Raw genomic sequence first — 16,519 nt, 5'->3', positions numbered from 1 at the left:
CTACCGAGCCGCGGGCACCAGGGAAGCCACGCATTCGACGTGGTGCGTCATCGGGAACAGGTCGAACGCGCGCAGGCCGGCCAGCTCGTACCCCTCCTGCGCGAAGTAGGCGAGATCGCGGGCCAGCGCCGCCGGGTCGCAGGCGACATACGCCACCGCGCGCGGCCGCACCGCCGCGATCCGGCCGACCACCGCCCGCCCGGCGCCCGAGCGCGGCGGGTCGAGCACCACGACCTCGGCCTCGAAGCCGGGCGGCGCCTGCTCGAAGGCCCGCTCGACCTTCACCCCGACCAGCACCACCTGCTGGTAGTCGGACAGGTTGGCCGCGGCGTCGGCGAGGGCGCCCGCGTCGGACTCGACCGCGACGACCTCGCCGTCCGGGCCGACCGCCTCGGCGAGTCCGGCGGCGAACAGGCCGGCGCCGCAGTACAGGTCCATGGCGGTCTCGCCCGGCTGTGGCCGGACCGCTTCGAGCACGGCCGCGTTGAGCGTGTCCGCCGCCGCCGGATGGACCTGCCAGAACCCGGAGCCGCTTACCCGCCAGGTATGCCCGGCGGCGACCTCGCGCACGTGCCCGCGCCCATGGATGCGCTGGGTTCCGCCCTTGCCGTCGCCGCGCAGCACGGACACCGGCACGTCGGCCTCGACCAGTGGGACGCGCCGGCCGGCGTGCGGCGTCACCACGACCGCGCGGTCCGAGGACCCGGTCGCCGCGATGACCTCGATGCCCGCCATGCCGGGCCACGACCGCCCCTCCACGCCGACCTGTTCGACCTGCGGCGCGGCGATCGCGCAGTGGTCTACGGACACGACCTCGTGCGACCGGTGCTTGCGCAGCCCGACCCGGCCCAGGCCGTCCACCGCGAACTGGACCCGGGTGCGCCAGCCCAGGCCGTCGGGAGAGCCCGGCAGTTCCTCGACGACGACCTCGCGGTCGATCTTCGCCAAGCGGTGCAGTTGCTCCTGCACAACCTGCGCCTTAAGGCGGCGCTGCGCCTCCAGGGTCGCGTGCTGCCAATCGCAGCCGCCGCACGTTCCCGGTCCCGAGAACGGGCAGGGCGCCTCGACCCGGTCTGGTGACGCCTCGAGGATCTCCACGGCGTCCGCCCTGAGGAATCTGTCCGTCTCCGTGCCCTCGGTGACGAGCGCCACGACGCGCTCGCCGGGCAGGGCGTGCCGCACGAACACCGCCCGGCCCTCGTGCCTGGCGACGCAGAACCCGCCGTGCGCCACCGCGCCGACCACCACCTCGAAGCGCTCCCCCTCCAGACTGCGAGCGCCGTCGTGCTCCGCGGCGCGCGCGTCGGGGGTCGCGGGGTGGGGTACGGAACGAGCAGGCACGGCGGAATCCGATCGACGGCGGCGGGGAGGCGAAGAAGTCGGCCTCGCTGTCAAGGGTATGGCCGTGGCGCACATGTCGGCGCCGGTACGGCAGTACGGCACCGGGGCGAGCGAGGCGGGCGCATGCGTATGGGAGCCGGTGAGCATGAGGGCACTGTGAGTGCTGATCAACACAGCCGCAGCCCTGCGCACCCCGCACTGGGCTGGGCGGCCGACAGATGATAGACACGTAATCCGTCAGCGCAGCGTGACCGCCTACGCTGCACGGAGCAGTAGCGCCGTACCGACGCCCCGCCGGACCGGCACCGCCGGCGAAGCCGGGCCGGACGACCGAGGAGACCAGGCACTTTGCATATCGTCATCATGGGCTGCGGCCGGGTGGGCTCGGCGCTGGCCCTGAGCATGGAAGACCTCGGCCACTCGGTCGCCGTGGTCGACCAGGACGCGAACGCGTTCCGCAGGCTCGGTTCGGCCTTCGCGGGCAAGCGGATCACCGGCACCGGCTTCGACCGCGACACCCTCATCGAGGCGGGCATCGAGGCGGCGGGGGCGTTCGCCGCGGTCTCCAGCGGCGACAACTCCAACATCATCGCCGCGCGGGTGGCCCGCGAGACCTTCGGCGTGGAGAACGTGGTCGCCCGCATCTACGACCCGCGCCGCGCCGAGATCTACCAGCGCCTGGGCATCCCCACCGTGGCCACGGTGCGGTGGACCGCCGACCAGATGGTGCGCCGGCTGCTGCCCTCCGGCGCCGAGGAGCTCTGGCGCGACCCCTCCGGCGAGCTGGTGCTGGCCGAGGTGCACCTCGACCCGCGCTGGGTCGGGCACCGCGTCTCCCGGCTCGAGGAGGCCGCCGGGGTCCGCGTCGTCGCGCTGTCCCGGCTCGGCCACGGCATGCTGCCCGACCCCGATACCGTTCTGCAGGAGGGCGACCTCGCCCACGTCGCCATGCGCGCCGCCGACACCGCCCGGGTCGAGGCCGTCTTCGGGAAGGGACCGGACAACTGATGCGCGTCGCGATCGCCGGAGCGGGGAACGTCGGCCGCTCCATCGCCGTGGAACTGCTCCAGAACGGCCACGAGGTACTGCTGATCGACAGGGACCCGCACCGCATCGCGGTCGACGAGCTGCCGCGCGCCGAGTGGCTGCTCGCCGATGCCTGCGAGATCGTCTCCCTGGACGAGGCCGGCCTGCAGCGCTGCAACGTCGCCATCGCCGCCACCGGCGACGACAAGGTGAACCTGGTCGTCTCGCTGCTGGCGAAGACCGAGTACGGCGTGCCGCGGGTGGTCGCCCGGGTCAACCACCCGAAGAACGAGTGGCTGTTCAACGACGCGTGGGGGGTGGATGTCGCCGTCTCCACCCCGCGCCTGATGTCCGCTCTGGTCGAAGAGGCCGTGTCGGTGGGCGACCTGGTGCGACTGCTGCGCTTCAGCCAGGGCGACGCGAACCTGGTGGAGCTCACCCTCCCGGCGGACGCGCCGCTGGCCGGCTCCAGCATCGGCGCGGTGCAGTGGCCGGACGACACGGCGCTGGTCGCGGTCCTGCGCAACGGACGGGTGATGGTGCCCAGTCCGGAGAACCTGCTCCAGCCCGGCGACGAGCTGCTGTTCGTGGCCGCGCCCGATCGGGAGCAACAGCTCGAGGAGCTGTTCTCCGCCTAGTAACAGCAAGCGGCGCGACAGCGTAGGCGCCGCCGCGAATCAGCCGTGCGTGATTGAGGCCGCTGAGGCGGGGATCCCGGTCTCAGGCCTCGGCGCGTACGGGCGGCGGCGCCTTACGGATGATCTGCCAGCACAGGAAGGCGATCATCAGGTACAGCGGGTAGCCCAGCAGCACCTTGGCCGCGCCCAGAGCTGTCGTCTGATTGGACAGGTACAGCGGCACCTCTACCAGCACGCGGAACACGAACATCGCCGCGAGCAGCAGCGTCGCGCGCATGAACGCGCGCAGCCGGGCCGGGTGCTCCCGCCACGCCATCATCTCCCCGGTGATCGGCCCGAGGACGACGCCGACGATCGGCCAGCGCAGCAGCGCACTGATTCCGAACAACAGCGCCTCGCCGATGTTCAGCAGCACCCCGGGCAGGTAGAAGTCCTTGGCCTGCCCCGTGTGCCGGGCGAACAGAGCGCAGACGACGACGCCCAGGACGCCGCTGATCGCGTTCTGGACCTTCTCGCGCCGCACCAGCCGCCAAACGCCCAGAACGGCGCTGACAGCCACCGCGCACCACAGCGAGAGCGTCAGCCGCGTCGTGGCCGTGTAGACGCCCACGAAGATCATGGTGGGCAGGCCGATCTCGGCCAACCCCCGCCGGCCGCCGTAGACCGCCATGACCGACGCCTGGTAGGCGGCCGCACGGGCCGCCTCGTCGTCCTCGTCGGCTGCGCCCTCGCCGACTGCGGACCCATCGGCCGCGGCATCCCCGGATGCGCCGCGCGGCTCGGGCACCGCGGCCTCAGCCGCACGCGATGCCTGGTCGGCCAGGTCGGCGGCCAAGTCGTCCGCCAGCGCGCCCAGAACGCCCTCGGCGTCCAGCGGGTCAGCGTTCGTCGATGTCGGCGGGGCGCCCTCGGGCAGCGGATTTCCAGGCATGGCGTGCATAGTAGCCGCCGGGCGGCGAAACAACCGCTACCGGACCTCGGTGATCTCCGGACCCCGCTCGAAAGGATTCAGATCGCCCTGATAGGGCGACGACGGCTCGTCCGGCTTCGGCGGCTCGGCCGGCCGCGCCTGCGGCGGGAACTTCAGCGGGATCGGGTCGCGCGGCGCCATCGCCTCGGTCCCCCGCACGACCACCGTCTCGCGGAACACGTGCTCCACCGCGCCGGCCGCCTCGTGCTGCACCGCCGCCTGCCCGGACACCAGCCCGCGCAGGAACCAGCGCGGCCCGTCCGCGCCGAGGAACCGCAGCACCTGCATGCCCTGCCCGCCGTCGGGCAGCCGCACCGGCACCCGGGCGCGCAGCTCCGGCCCGAACGGCCCGACCCCCCGGTCCACGATGCCGCCCTGCTTGGTGATCTCCACCGCGATCTCGTCGCAGACGTCGGTCCAGATGCCCTCGGTGCGCGGCGCGGCGAACGCCTGCAACTGGATCGCGCTCTGCCCGAGCACCAGCGTGATCGCCATGACCTGCTGCTGCTCGGAGACCTCGAGCCGGATCTCCATGCCCTGGATCGCGGGCACCAGCAGACCGCCCAGGTCGACCCGCCCCTCCTGCGGCTCGTCCAGATCCGCGGCGTCCCACGGCCCGGCGTCGCGGTCGGCCGCCGCGCGCCCGCCCTCGTCCGAGTCGTCCCCGTCCTCGTAGGCGTCGTCGACCGACTCGTCGGGGCCGACCTCCGGCTCCTCGTCCGCGCCGCGTCCTCGCCGTCGGAACATCGCTTCCGTCTCCCCACACTCTCTTCGCCGCCGCACGGACGAACCGCCGCGCGGCTACCTGCCGGTGGACCCGAAACCACCCTCGCCGCGAGCCGTTCCGGGCAGCCGCGCGACCTCGTGGAACCGGGCCCGCTCGACCCGCTGCACCACGAGCTGGGCGATGCGGTCCCCCCGGCGGAACACCACCGGGGAGTTCCGGTCCAGATTGACCACGATCACCTTGACCTCGCCACGGTACCCCGCGTCCACCGTTCCCGGGGAGTTGACCAATGCCACGCCGTAGCGCGCGGCGAGCCCGGAGCGCGGATGCACGAACGCTGCGTACCCGTCCGGCAGCGCGAGCGCCAGACCGGTCGGCAGAACCGCCCGCTCGCCCGGGGCGATCTCGGCATCCTGGGCGGTGCACAGGTCCGCCCCCGCATCGCCCGGATGGGCGTAGGCGGGCAGCGGAAGGCCCGGGTCGAGCCGGGTGACCAGCACGTCCACGGCGTCCGGGGAAGGCGCCCCAGAACCGGTCACGGATTCACCTCGAACCCGCGCCGCGCCGGGTACCGCTCCGGGCGCTCGAGAACCGCCCGGACCTCTTCCTCGCGGCCGTGCTTGACGAAATGCTCCACATCGACCCGGACGAACAGGGCGGCCGAGCGGGCCACCAGCTCGCCGTCCGGGCCGTCGAGCCGCCCCTCGGCACGGTGGTACAGCTTGCGGCCGTGCACCGCCTCGCACCAGGCGCGGATGTGCACTGTGCGGCCCACCGGCACCGGGCGCACGTAGTCGGTCTCCAGCCGCCCCGTCACCGCGGGCTCGCGCAGGATCCAGTTCACCGAGCCCAGCGCCTCGTCGAAGGCCAGCGCCAGCAGCCCGCCGTGGATCAGCCCCGGCGCGCCCTGATGCTCCGGCCCGACCTGGAACTCGGCGGTGACCGCGACCCCCTCGGCGGCCACGACGCGCAGATGCAGCCCGTTGGGCTGCTCGTCGCCGCAAGCGAAGCACTGCGGGTAGTGCGCACCGAGCTCCGTCCCGGGCGCGGGCGCCTCCGGGTGGCGCACCGGTGGCCGGGCGTCGGCGGGCGGGACGGTCCGGCCGACCGCCGGCTGCGCCGCAGCGCTTCCAGCCCCCGCGTCCAACGCCCCAGCTCCCGATGCCTCCGGCCGCACCGTGCCCGGGCCCGGCGCCCCGGGTCGGCTGTCGTCTGGTCGGCTCACGGCGCAGAACCCTACTCGGTAGCCGCGAAGCATTCCCAATGCGCCCGCGTCGGGGCCGCCGCCCCTGTCTCCGGGAGCGCGTGTGACCGTCTTCAGGAGCGTGTGTGACGCTATTCGCCATGGACACGGCCGACGAACCGGGCGCCCGCGGCAACGCCGTCGATGAGCGACGCTCCCCCGCGCAGACCCATCAGCCCGACTACCGGGAGACCCTGCGCGCACCCCTGTCGTGGTACTTCATCGCTTTCCTGTTCGGGCTGAGCTTCGGCATCATCCTGCTGGTCGTCAACCCCTGGCTGTCGCTGGCCGGGCTGATCGGCGGGACCGTGCTGTGCTCCCTCGCCGTCGCCAACTACGGCAGACCCGTGATCGAAGTATCCGCGGGCGAGCTCAAAGCCGGCCCGGCCACTCTTCCGGCGGCGGCTCTGGGACCGGCCGTCGCGCTCGGGGCCGAGAAAGCGCGCGCGCTGCGCACGTTCGAGGCCGATCCCCGTGCGTTCCTGCTCCTGCGCAGCTACGTCCAGACTGCTGTGCGCGTCGAGGTCGCCGATCCCGGCGACCCGACCCCGTACCTCTACCTCTCCACCCGCAGACCGGAAAAGCTGGCCGCGGCGGTCAACGCTCTTGCACGCTGACCGCCGCGGCCCCGGCCCGCACCACGACCGGCCGCGCCGCGCTCACGCGCAGTCGCGGCAGACGCTCTGCCCGTTCCTCTCGTACGCCAGCTGCGACTGGTGGTGGACGAGAAAGCACTTCGAGCAGGTGAACTCGTCCGCCTGCCGCGGCAGGACGCGAACGCTGAGTTCCTCGTTGGACAGGTCCGCCCCCGGAAGTTCGAGCGACTCGGTGTCGCCCTCGTCCAGGTCGACCACGGCGGCGGTCTTGTCGACCCGCCGGGCCTTGAGCTCCTCCAGCGAGTCCTCGTTCAGCTCGTCGTCGGTCTTGCGTGGGGTGTCGTAATCTGTGGCCATCTCTCCCTCTCCCCCTTCGGGCGTTCTCTTGGTTCTGGGCACGTAACGTTTCTGGAGCCGGACTTGTGCCCGATCCGAGGCGCAGATTTTGCCCTACTTCAAGGGGTGTTACGCAACCGACACCCTCCACCCTCCTCCGAAAAGGTGATCTGGCAGGATTGCGCAGCCGCGATGTCCCGTGGTGTGCCCCGTCCCGGAAGGCTTGAACCCATGCCCGTCTACGCGTTGGGGGCGCTGGTTCCCGACCTGCACCCCTCAGCCTTCGTACACCCCGATGCGGTGGTGATCGGGCAGGTCAGCGTCGGCGCGGAGGCTACGGTGTGGCCGGGGGCGGTGCTGCGCGGGGATTACGGGAGGATCACCGTGGGGGCGCGCACGTCCGTTCAGGACGGCGCCGTGGTGCACGCGACGGAGGACCTGGCGACCGTCATCGGGGCCGATTGTGTAATCGGTCACATCGCGCATCTAGAGGGGTGCGTAGTCGAGGACGGGTGCCTGATTGGTTCAGGTTCGGTCGTTCTGCACCGAGTTTCCGTCCGCAGCGGCGCGCTTGTGGGCGCGGGCGCGGTCGTGTCGCCCGGCACCGAGGTACCGAGCGGATCGATGGCGCTGGGCGTGCCCGCCAAGATCCGTCCCAACGCCGTCCGGCCCGGCTCCTTCGACGACGCGGTGCGGCGCTACGTGGCCAACGGTGCCCGCTACGCCAAAGAGCTCCGCCGCATCGACGACCCCCGTCCTAAGGCCTCACCCGGCGCCTAAGGCACAGCGAGCTAAGGAACCGGGAGCCACACCCTGACGATCAGCCCGCCCTCAGCCCGCGGTTGAACGGCGATGCGGCCGTGGTGCGCCGCGACGATCGCCCGCACGATCGACAGGCCCAGCCCGGCTCCCCGGTCCTTCGGGCGGCTCGGCCCGTCGGGCTGCTCCAACCTCCGGAACGGCTCGAAAAGGCTTTGCGCGGCATGCTCAGGCACGACAGGACCGGAGTTGGCCACCACCAGCAGCCCGTGCGTGCCCTGGTCGTACGTGACCACGTCGACCCACCCGCCCGGCCGGTTGTACCGCAGCCCGTTCTGCACCAGGTTGGTCGCCACCCGCTCCAACAGCACCGCGTCCCCGAACACGGCCACCTGGCCGAACGCCGTCCGCAGCTGCACCGAGTGCTCCGCCGCCTCGGCCTCGCACAGCGCCGCGCACCGCCCGGCGACCGACGCCAGGTCCACCGGCGCCGGATCGGTCACCGCGTTGTCCGCCCGGGCCAGCGACAGCAGCCCCTCGATCATCCGCTCGGACCGCTCGTTCGTGGCCAGCAGCGCCTTGGCCAGCTGCTCGGTCTGCGGCGGCACCTCCGGATCGGCCAGCGCGACCTCGAGCAGCGTCCGATTGATCGCAAGCGGCGTGCGCAGCTCGTGCGAGGCGTTCCCGGTGAACCGCCGCTGGCTCTGGAACGCCAGGTCCAGCCGGTCGAGCATCTCGTCGAAGGTGTCGGCCAGCTCGCGCAGCTCGTCGGCCGGGCCGTCCAGCGAGATCCGGGTACGCGCGGCCGCATCCGGCCGCAACACGATCCGCCGCGCCGTCGCGGTCACCCGGCTCAGCGGCCGCAGCACCCGCCCAGCCACCCAATACGCCGCCGCGACCCCCAGCACTGCCGCGATCCCCAGCGCCGTCAGCGACGCGACCAGCGTCTCGTGCAACGTGTCCGCGCGCTGAAGGCGGGTACAGACCGCGCTCTGGGCCGCAGTGAGCTTCAGAATCCCGGCCCTCTTGTCCGCGGCCGTCAGCGTGCACCACGGCGGCAGCCCGGCCCTCATGTGGTTCAGCCGCCACTGCACGAAGAAGTACACGACCGCGATCAGCACCGCGCCGCCGAGGATGAACAGCGCGCCGTAGATCATGGTCAGCTTCGCCCGCACGGTGAGCCCGCTGCGCCCGCGTGCGCTCCGGTTCGGCGGCGCGGACTCGCTCGCCGCCGTGTACTGCCCAGACGCCGTCAGCGGCACCACGGTGCGCGCCAGCGCATCGGTGTCGAGAGGGTCTGCGGGGCCCGGTCCGACGCTCACGACCAATCACTCAATCCGATAACCCGCGCCGGGCACAGTGAGGATCACCGCCGGCTCCCCTAGCCGCCGCCGCAACGTCATCACCGTCACCCGCACCACGTTGGTGAACGGATCGGCATTCTCGTCCCACGCCTTCTCAAGCAGCTGCTCGGCCGTCACCGCGGCGCCGCCCGCCCGTAGCAGCACCTCAAGCACCGCGAACTCCTTAGGGGAGAGCGCGACCAGTTTCCCGTCACGCATCACCTCGCGCCGCGCCGGATCAAGCCGCAGCCCGGCCCGCTCCAGCACCGGCGGCACCGGGGCCACCGCCCGCCGCCCCAGCGCCCGCACCCGCGCGACGAGCTCCGCGAACGCGAACGGCTTGCCCAGATAATCATCCGCGCCGAGGGACAGCCCGGCGACCCGGTCGCGCACATCCGACGCGGCGGTCAGCATCAGCACCCGGGTCGAACTCCCCGCGGAGACGATCCGCCGGCACACCTCGTCGCCGGACAGCCGCGGCAGATCCCGGTCCAGCACCACCACGTCGTAGTCGTTCACGCTCGCCCGCTCCCACGCCCCGGCGCCGTCGTAGACCACGTCCACGGCCATCGCCTCGCGCCGCAACCCGGTCGCGATCGCGTCCGCCAGAAGCTGTTCGTCCTCGACGACCAGCACCCGCATCGAAACCCTCGCCTCCGCCGCTTCCGTCCCAGATGGTCCAACCTCTCGTACACCCCGTAAAGGGAGGGTCAAAACTCCCGGGCCCCACCTGCCCGGTGTTTGGGCGCCGGTGTCCTCGGGAAGCTTGACCCATGCGGCCCAACGACCGCTAACGCAGCGTTGTGGGCACCACCCGCCAGCACGACCCCACGTCAAGCCGTACCGCCCGTCCAGCTGACCGACCGCATCACCCCACGGCTCAGGCGGCGCACCGCCGACTCCCTCACCGGCAGCGCACGCCCCCTCCCCCGCGCAAGGAGCAGTTACACCATGGGAGAGTTCTCCGTCCGTCTGCGGCAGCGCATCACCGACACTGAGACGGCCCTTCGCCGCGCCATGTACGCCAAGGATGTGTATGCGGTCCAAGTGGAGCAGGGTGAGCTGGACTCACTGCTCCGCATCGCCGCCGAGCACGGCGTGGACGTGGCCCGGTCCGCAGCGGCCTGACCCTGCACCGTCTGACTCTGCGCCGTCTGACCCCCCTTGCACGCTGCAGCCGGGGCTGCCTTGCGGCGGCTCCGGCTCTTCATGCTGCAGTTCTTAGTACCGGGAGTTCTTAGTACCGGGACTCCCTCACCCGGACGGCTCCACTCCCGCACGCGCCGCGCTTGAGCCCTGGTGGACGCCGGCTTTAGTAGTCGGGGACGTCCGCGCCCAGTGCGACAAGCGCGTCGTGCAAAGCCGTGAACGTGCCGCGAGGCGCCGCGATCACCATCGGTTCGCCCGCCTCCGCGCCGTGGAACCCGCCGACGACCGCCCCGGCCTCCGTCGCGATCAGCCCGCCCGCCGAACAGTCCCAGGCGTGCGTGCCGCGCTCGAAGTAGCCGTCGAGCCGCCCGGCCGCCACCGCGCACAAGTCCAGCGCCGCCGAACCGCCGCGGCGGATATCGCGCACCTGCGGCAGCAGCGCACGCACGATCTCACCCTGCCGCTGCCTGCGCTCTGCCCGGTATCCGAAGCCGGTGGCTACCAGCGCGTCGCCGAGACCGGTCGCGGGCCGCACCTTGACCGGAGCGCCGTTGCACCACGCCCCGGCCCCGTGTACCGCCGTGTAGACCTCGCCCATCCGTGGCGCCGCGACGACCCCCGCCACGGTGGTTCCGCCGACTTCGACGCCGATCGACACGGCGAAGGCGGGCAGCCCGTAGAGATAGTTCACGGTGCCGTCGATCGGATCGATCACCCAGCGCACCCCGCTCGCCCCGGAATCCGCGCCGCCCTCCTCGCCGAGGAACGCGTCATCCGGCCGCCGCTCCAGCACCGCCTTGCGGATCAGCTGCTCGGCGCCGGTGTCCATCTCCGTCACCACGTCGGTCGGACTGGACTTGGTCTCGGCCACGCCCAAGTCCGCCGGCCGCCGCTCGACGATGAAGCGGGCCGCCTCAAGAGCCGCGTGCTCGGCCAGAACAAGCAGCTCCCACGGGTTCACCTCGTCGGACAAGATCAGTCCCTGCCACACAGCGCGGGCTTGTTGCCCCGCGGATTGGAACAGCAGCCCGCGGCGCACACGTCAGGCTTCGGCGGAAGCGCGCCGACGACCATAGGCACCACCAGCTCGCCGCTCTCGCGCGCGGCCCGCTCCAGGACCAGGTCCCGGATCGCCGCGACGAATGCCGGATCCACCCCGACCGTCGCGGCCCGCGCGAACGCCAGGCCGACCTTGGCAGCGGTTCGCGCGGCCTCGGTGTCGAGGTCGTAGATGACCTCCATGTGGTCGGAGACGAACCCGATCGGGATCACGACGACCGCTTGCGCCCCCGCCGTGCGCCGCTCGCGCAGATGGTCGCTCACGTCCGGCTCCAGCCACGGCTGCGTAGGCGGACCGCTGCGGCTGCAATACACCAGCGCCCGCGGCCTGTCCACGACACCGGTCGCCTCCGCCACGCCCTCCGCGACCAGCCGGGCGACCTTCTCGTGCTGGGCGACATAGTCGCTGGCCTCGGCGAGCGACAGCGGCAGCGAGTGGGTCACGAACACCAACTCCGCGCCGTCACGCACCGCCGGGTCCAGCGTGTCGAGCGCCCGCAGCGCCGCCTCCGTATTCGGCCCCACGAACCCGGGATGGTCGTAGTAGGCGCGGATCTTGTCGAACAGCATCCCCTCCGCCGCCCCGCCCACAGTGCGCACTGCCGCCGCCAAGTCCTCCCGGTACTGCCGGCACCCCGAATACGACGAATACGCCGAGGTCACAAATACCAGCACCCGCCGTACCCCGTCCGCGGCCAACCGCGCGACCGTGTCGGCGAGGTACGGCTCCCAGTTCCGGTTCCCCCAGTAGATCGGCAGGTCCGCGAGCCCGTGCGCGGCGAAGTCCTGCTCCAGCGCCGCGATCAGCGCCCGGCACTGCACATTGATCGGGCTCACCCCGCCGAACTCGAAATAGTGCGCCCCCACCTCCACGAGCCGCTCGCGCGGGATGCCCCGCCCCCGCGTCACGTTCTCCAGGAACGGCACCACGTCGTCCGGGCCCTCCGGGCCGCCGAAGGACAGGAACAGCAGCGCGTCATACGGGCTGGCCAAAGACATACCGCCATCCTTTCACGCCGCTGCTCACGTCACCGTGCCGCCTCCGTGGGCGGACAACCGTGAATTAACACCAGCGCCCCTTGACGCAGGTCCTTGCTTCGCGTTGGCTATCCCAGCGCAAGGCTGTGATACGGGCTCCCCGGGCTGGCTCCACCGAGCCGCGCAAGTCGCCGCGGGCCGAACGACGAGATGGGCTGAGAAACGCCGTGACCACCGACGCGATCCCCGGGACCCCGACCCGCTCCTGGACCAACTGGGCCGGCAACCAGAGCGCCCGGGTACGGCGCATCGCCGCCCCCTCGAGCACCCAGGAGGTCGCCGCCGCCGTCCGCGACGCCGCCGCCCAAGGCCTTGCCGTCAAACCCGTCGGCAGCGGCCACTCGTTCACCCCGGCCGCCGTCACCGACGGAGTCCTGATCCGCCTCGACCACCTCACCCGCCTGCGCTCCGCCGACAAAGCCTCCGGGCTGGTGACCGTCGAAGCCGGGATGGGCCTGTGGCGGTTCAACGAACTGCTCGCCGAACAGGGCCTCGCCCTGACTAACATGGGCGACATCCAGGCGCAGACCGTCTCCGGCGCGATCGGCACCGGCACCCACGGCACCGGCCGCTCCAGCGCCTCGATCGCCGCCCAGGTCGCCGGGCTCGAAATCGTCCTGGCCGACGGCTCTGTCGTCGCCTGCTCCGCGTCCGAGCACCCGGAACTGTTCGAAGCGGCCCGTATCGGCGTCGGCGCGATCGGCGTGATCACCGCGGTCACCTTCCGCACCGAGCCGACCTTCCTGCTCGCCGCCCGCGAAGAGCCGATGCGCTTCGACGCGGTACTCGAATCCTTCGACGACCTGTGGCGGGACAACGAGCACTTCGAGTTCTGGTGGTACCCGCACACCACCGGCACGACGGTCAAGCGCAACAACCGCACCGACGGCCCCGCCGCGCCACTCCCCCGCGCCCGCGAATGGTTCGAGGACGAATTCCTGGCCAACACCTTCTTCGCCGGCGTCTGCCGGGTCGGACGGGCCGCGCCGCGCGCGATCCCCACCATCAACCGGATGGCCGCCAAGGCGCTGTCCGCGCGCTCCTACGTCGACCGGTCGGACAAGGTGTTCACCTCGCCGCGCCGCTTCAAGTTCCTCGAGATGGAGTACGCGCTGCCGCGCGAGGCAGCGGTCCCCGCCCTGCGGGAGGTGCGCCAGATGCTCAAGGACGCGGGGCTGAGGATCAGCGTCCCGATCGAGGTGCGCACAGCCCCCGCCGACGACCTGTGGCTGTCCACCGCGCACGGCCGCGACACCGCGTACGTGGCCTTCCATATGTTCGAAGGCAGCAGCCCGCTGGAGTACTTCGAGGACGCCGAGGCGATCATGGTCGCCTACGACGGCCGCCCGCACTGGGGCAAGCTGCACACCCGCGACCACGAGTACTTCGCCTCGGCCTACCCCAGATTCGCCGACTTCCTGACGGTGCGTGAGAAGGCAGACCCGGACCGGCTGTTCGCCAACGACTACACCCGCCGGATCTTCGGCTCCTGAGCCGGAGCCGGAATCAGGCCCCGACGCCCGAGGCGAGCCCCGGCTGCGCCAGCTCCAGCGCAGCCTGAACCAGTTCCGGCCCGGTCTGCGCGAGCCAGTGCACGTGCGGATCGCGCCGGAACCACGACTCCTGACGCCGGGCGAACCGCTTGGTCTCGCGCACCGTCTGCTCCCGCGCCTCCTCCTCGGAGACGTCCCCGGCGAGGAACGCCAGCACCTGCTTGTAGCCCAGCGCGCGGCTCGCGGTGACGCCGTCGCGTAGCCCGACCTCCTCCAGCGCCCGCACCTCGTCGACCAGTCCGCGCTCCCACATCACCTCGACGCGCCGGGTGATCCGCTCGTCGAGCAGCGGCCGGTCGGCGGTAAGCCCCAGGCGCAGCGTGTGCGGGTAATGCGGCCGGTGCCCCGGCAGCGTCGCGGCGAAGCGCCCCCCGGTGAGCTCGACGACTTCCAGCGCCCGCACGATACGGCGCCCGTTCGACGGCAGGATCGCGGAGGCCGCGCCCGGATCCACGGCCGCCAGCCGCACGTGCATGGCCCCGGGCCCGAGATCCGCCAGGTCCGCCTCCAGCGCGGCGCGGATCTCCGGATCGGTCCCCGGGAACTCGAAATCGTCCAGCGTCGCGTGCACGTACAGCCCCGAGCCGCCCACCAGCACCGGTGGACGCCCCGCAGCCAGCAACCGGTCGATCTCGGCCCGCGCCAGCCGCTGATACTCCGCCACCGCCGCCCGCTCGGTGACCGGCCAGATGTCGAGCAGGTGGTGCGGCACCCCCCGCCGCTCAGTCTCGGTGAGCTTGGCCGTACCGATGTCCATGCCGCGGTACAGCTGCATGGAGTCGGCATTGACCACCTCGCCGCCAATTGCCCCCGCCAACTCCACGGCCAGGTCGGACTTGCCCACCGCGGTCGGGCCGACCACCGCGATCACCGCTGCTGGTTCCACGCCGCCATTCTCGCAGGCTCCGCCGACAGGCAGGTGCCCGCTATGCGGCTTATGCTCGATTCGACCGGGTCGCCGCGCCACGGCGGCCCCCGACCGGAGGGCCGTGATCATGGGCATCCTCGACAAGCTGAGGCAGCACAAGGACGACGCAGCGGTGCAGAACGAGGCCACCAAGGGCATCGACCAGGCTGGCCAGATGCTCGACGACAAGACCGACAACAAGTACACCGGCCAGATCAACACCGGCGTCGGCAAGGCCGAGGAGATGATGGGCCTCAAGCCACAGGACGACGCACAGCAGCCCGATCCGAACGCCGCCCCGCCGGCCGATCCCAACCAGCCCACCGACGGCTCGCAGGACTCGCAGGACCAGCCGCCCGCTGGCTGGTAGGCCCCGCCCCGGTAAGTCCCGCGCCGCTCAGCCGCAGGCGGCGGCCACGGGCAGCGGCGCGGGAACGCCCACGCTCGGCATCCCGAGGGAAACCGCGGGCCGGATATCCCTGGCCGCGTTGCGGGCCTTCCAAGCCTCCCCGGAGCGCATACGCCGCAGCGTTCGCACCGCCGAGCCGCCGTCGACGCCATCCGCGACAAGGTGGTGCGGCGCGCCATAGGTGACCACAGCGGTCACCATGTCTCCGGGCCGCGGCCGCTCCCCCGCCTCGCCCACCGCGAAGTGCACCAGCCGGTTGTCCCTCGCCCGCCCCGACATCCGGTGCGTCGCGCCGTCCTTGCGGCCCTCGCCCTCGGCCACCAGCAGTTCGACCTCGGTGCCGACCAGTGCTCGGTTCTCCGCCCAGGAGATCTCCTCCTGAACCGCGACCAGCCGCTCGTACCGGTCCTGCACGACTTCCTTGGGCAGCTGTCCGTCCATCTCGGCCGCCGGAGTGCCCGGCCGCTTGGAGTACTGGAACGTGAACGCGGACGCGAACCTCGCCTCGCGCACCACCCGCAGCGTGTCCTCGAAATCGGCCTCGGTCTCGCCCGGGAATCCCACGATGACGTCCGTCGTGATGGCGGCATGCGGAATAGCCGCGCGCACCCGCGAGATGATGCCCAGGTACCGCTCCTGCCGATACGAGCGGCGCATCGCCTTAAGGACCCGATCCGACCCCGACTGAAGCGGCATGTGCAGCGACGGCATCACGTTCGGCGTCTCGGCCATTGCCGCGATCACGTCGTCGGTAAAGTCGCGCGGATGCGGCGAGGTGAACCGGACCCGCTCCAGACCCGAGATCCCCCCGCACGCGCGCAGGAGCTTCGCGAAAGCCTCTCGGTCGCCGAACTGCGCGCCGTAAGAGTTGACGTTCTGGCCGAGCAGGGTGACTTCGACCACCCCCTCACCGACCAGCGCCGAGATCTCCGCGAGGATCTCCCCCGGCCGGCGGTCCATCTCGGTGCCGCGCAAGGACGGCACGATGCAGAAGGTGCAGGTGTTGTTGCACCCCACCGAGATCGCCACCCACGCCGCGTAAGCCGACTCGCGCCGCGTAGGCAGCGTCGACGGGAAGACCTCCAGCGACTCAAGAATCTCGACCTGCGCCTCCGACTGAACGCGGGCACGCTCAAGAAGCACAGGCAGCGACCCGACGTTGTGCGTCCCGAAGACGACGTCCACATATGGCGCGCGCCGCACGACCTCGCCCCGGTCCTTCTGCGCCAGACAGCCGCCGACCGCGATCTGCATCCCCGGCCGCTGCTGCTTGACCGACGCGAGGTGCCCGAGGTTGCCGTAAAGCCGATTGTCGGCGTTCTCCCGCACCGCGCATGTGTTGAACACCACCACGTCGGCAACGTCGCCACGCGCTGCGCGGACGTACCCAGCCTCCTCCAGCAGCCCAGACAACCGCTCGGAGTC

At 71.7% G+C, this 16,519-nt stretch carries 19 protein-coding genes; 7 read left to right on the top strand and 12 right to left on the bottom strand.

The genetic code is table 11. From position 1 onward, the window contains the following. Positions 1 to 1,341, bottom strand: a complete 1,341-nt coding sequence (locus tag VGZ32_RS06190) for a class I SAM-dependent RNA methyltransferase (protein WP_326884868.1) — start codon at positions 1,339 to 1,341, stop codon at positions 1 to 3. Positions 1,342 to 1,689: 348 nt separating this feature from the next. Here VGZ32_RS06190 and VGZ32_RS06185 point away from each other — a divergent pair, with 348 nt between their 5' ends. Together VGZ32_RS06185 and VGZ32_RS06180 are read left to right on the top strand one after the other, a co-directional pair. Continuing rightward, positions 1,690 to 2,349 carry a TrkA family potassium uptake protein gene (locus VGZ32_RS06185; protein ID WP_326884867.1) on the top strand — a complete coding sequence of 220 codons (660 nt, stop codon included), beginning with the start codon at positions 1,690 to 1,692 and terminating at the stop codon, positions 2,347 to 2,349. Next, a complete protein-coding gene (locus tag VGZ32_RS06180; RefSeq protein ID WP_326884866.1) occupies positions 2,349 to 3,005 on the top strand; it encodes a TrkA family potassium uptake protein in 657 nt (218 codons plus the stop codon). Before VGZ32_RS06185 ends, VGZ32_RS06180 begins: the two co-directional genes overlap by 1 nt. A gap of 82 nt (positions 3,006 to 3,087) precedes the next feature. On the opposite strand, the gene VGZ32_RS06175 is transcribed toward VGZ32_RS06180, so the two are convergent. Genes VGZ32_RS06175 through VGZ32_RS06160 form a run of 4 tightly spaced genes read right to left on the bottom strand, consistent with a single transcriptional unit; the run spans position 3,088 to position 5,849 of the window. Continuing rightward, the gene (locus tag VGZ32_RS06175) at positions 3,088 to 3,936 is read right to left on the bottom strand and encodes a DUF3159 domain-containing protein (protein ID WP_326884865.1); all 849 of its coding nucleotides are present in this window, start codon (positions 3,934 to 3,936) and stop codon (positions 3,088 to 3,090) included. A gap of 36 nt (positions 3,937 to 3,972) precedes the next feature. Next, positions 3,973 to 4,722, bottom strand: coding sequence for a DUF3710 domain-containing protein (locus VGZ32_RS06170; protein ID WP_326884864.1), 750 nt, complete (start codon positions 4,720 to 4,722; stop codon positions 3,973 to 3,975). 54 nt (positions 4,723 to 4,776) lie between these two features. After that, a complete protein-coding gene (dut, locus tag VGZ32_RS06165) occupies positions 4,777 to 5,241 on the bottom strand; it encodes a dUTP diphosphatase (protein WP_326884863.1) in 465 nt (154 codons plus the stop codon). Continuing rightward, entirely contained in the window at positions 5,238 to 5,849 is a 612-nt protein-coding gene (locus VGZ32_RS06160) for a PaaI family thioesterase (protein WP_349263505.1), read from the bottom strand. The genes dut and VGZ32_RS06160 overlap by 4 nt, the downstream gene beginning before the upstream one ends. 182 nt (positions 5,850 to 6,031) lie before the next feature. On the opposite strand from VGZ32_RS06160, the gene VGZ32_RS06155 reads away from it, so the two are divergent. Next, positions 6,032 to 6,562 carry a DUF3093 domain-containing protein gene (locus VGZ32_RS06155; RefSeq protein WP_326884861.1) on the top strand — a complete coding sequence of 177 codons (531 nt, stop codon included), beginning with the start codon at positions 6,032 to 6,034 and terminating at the stop codon, positions 6,560 to 6,562. Between the two features lie 42 nt (positions 6,563 to 6,604). Here the strand turns inward: VGZ32_RS06155 and VGZ32_RS06150 are convergent, their stop codons facing one another. Continuing rightward, entirely contained in the window at positions 6,605 to 6,898 is a 294-nt protein-coding gene (locus tag VGZ32_RS06150; RefSeq protein ID WP_326884860.1) for a DUF4193 domain-containing protein, read from the bottom strand. A gap of 210 nt (positions 6,899 to 7,108) precedes the next feature. Here VGZ32_RS06150 and VGZ32_RS06145 point away from each other — a divergent pair, with 210 nt between their 5' ends. Beyond that, on the top strand, positions 7,109 to 7,657 hold the full coding sequence (locus VGZ32_RS06145; protein WP_326884859.1) for a gamma carbonic anhydrase family protein: 549 nt from the start codon (positions 7,109 to 7,111) through the stop codon (positions 7,655 to 7,657). A gap of 11 nt (positions 7,658 to 7,668) precedes the next feature. Here VGZ32_RS06145 and VGZ32_RS06140 read toward each other — a convergent pair whose 3' ends face one another. Next, positions 7,669 to 8,958, bottom strand: a complete 1,290-nt coding sequence (locus VGZ32_RS06140; protein WP_326884858.1) for a HAMP domain-containing sensor histidine kinase — start codon at positions 8,956 to 8,958, stop codon at positions 7,669 to 7,671. Between the two features lie 6 nt (positions 8,959 to 8,964). Then, positions 8,965 to 9,621 (bottom strand): response regulator transcription factor, encoded by a 657-nt coding sequence (locus VGZ32_RS06135; RefSeq protein WP_326884857.1) that lies wholly within the window; start codon positions 9,619 to 9,621, stop codon positions 8,965 to 8,967. 309 nt (positions 9,622 to 9,930) lie between these two features. On the opposite strand from VGZ32_RS06135, the gene VGZ32_RS06130 reads away from it, so the two are divergent. Next, a complete protein-coding gene (locus VGZ32_RS06130; protein ID WP_326884856.1) occupies positions 9,931 to 10,107 on the top strand; it encodes a hypothetical protein in 177 nt (58 codons plus the stop codon). A 184-nt stretch (positions 10,108 to 10,291) separates the two neighbouring features. Here VGZ32_RS06130 and VGZ32_RS06125 read toward each other — a convergent pair whose 3' ends face one another. Both VGZ32_RS06125 and VGZ32_RS06120 read right to left on the bottom strand, forming a co-directional pair. Beyond that, positions 10,292 to 11,101 carry an inositol monophosphatase family protein gene (locus VGZ32_RS06125; protein ID WP_326884855.1) on the bottom strand — a complete coding sequence of 270 codons (810 nt, stop codon included), beginning with the start codon at positions 11,099 to 11,101 and terminating at the stop codon, positions 10,292 to 10,294. 2 nt (positions 11,102 to 11,103) lie between these two features. Then, positions 11,104 to 12,186 (bottom strand): ferrochelatase, encoded by a 1,083-nt coding sequence (locus VGZ32_RS06120; RefSeq protein WP_326884854.1) that lies wholly within the window; start codon positions 12,184 to 12,186, stop codon positions 11,104 to 11,106. A 206-nt stretch (positions 12,187 to 12,392) separates the two neighbouring features. Between VGZ32_RS06120 and VGZ32_RS06115 the strand changes: the two genes are divergently transcribed. Beyond that, positions 12,393 to 13,718, top strand: a complete 1,326-nt coding sequence (locus tag VGZ32_RS06115; protein WP_326884853.1) for a D-arabinono-1,4-lactone oxidase — start codon at positions 12,393 to 12,395, stop codon at positions 13,716 to 13,718. 13 nt (positions 13,719 to 13,731) lie between these two features. Here VGZ32_RS06115 and miaA read toward each other — a convergent pair whose 3' ends face one another. Then, positions 13,732 to 14,649 (bottom strand): tRNA (adenosine(37)-N6)-dimethylallyltransferase MiaA, encoded by a 918-nt coding sequence (gene miaA, locus VGZ32_RS06110; RefSeq protein WP_414642491.1) that lies wholly within the window; start codon positions 14,647 to 14,649, stop codon positions 13,732 to 13,734. 124 nt (positions 14,650 to 14,773) lie between these two features. Here miaA and VGZ32_RS06105 point away from each other — a divergent pair, with 124 nt between their 5' ends. Continuing rightward, positions 14,774 to 15,055 (top strand): antitoxin, encoded by a 282-nt coding sequence (locus VGZ32_RS06105; RefSeq protein WP_326884851.1) that lies wholly within the window; start codon positions 14,774 to 14,776, stop codon positions 15,053 to 15,055. A gap of 27 nt (positions 15,056 to 15,082) precedes the next feature. Here the strand turns inward: VGZ32_RS06105 and miaB are convergent. After that, the coding region (gene miaB, locus VGZ32_RS06100; protein WP_326884850.1) for a tRNA (N6-isopentenyl adenosine(37)-C2)-methylthiotransferase MiaB at positions 15,083 to 16,519 on the bottom strand (1,437 nt) is incomplete at its 5' end.

It is taken from the genome of Actinocrinis sp. (assembly GCF_035938995.1).
Taxonomy (GTDB): domain Bacteria; phylum Actinomycetota; class Actinomycetes; order Streptomycetales; family Catenulisporaceae; genus DASZGI01.
This window is presented reverse-complemented; position numbering and strand designations above follow the sequence as displayed.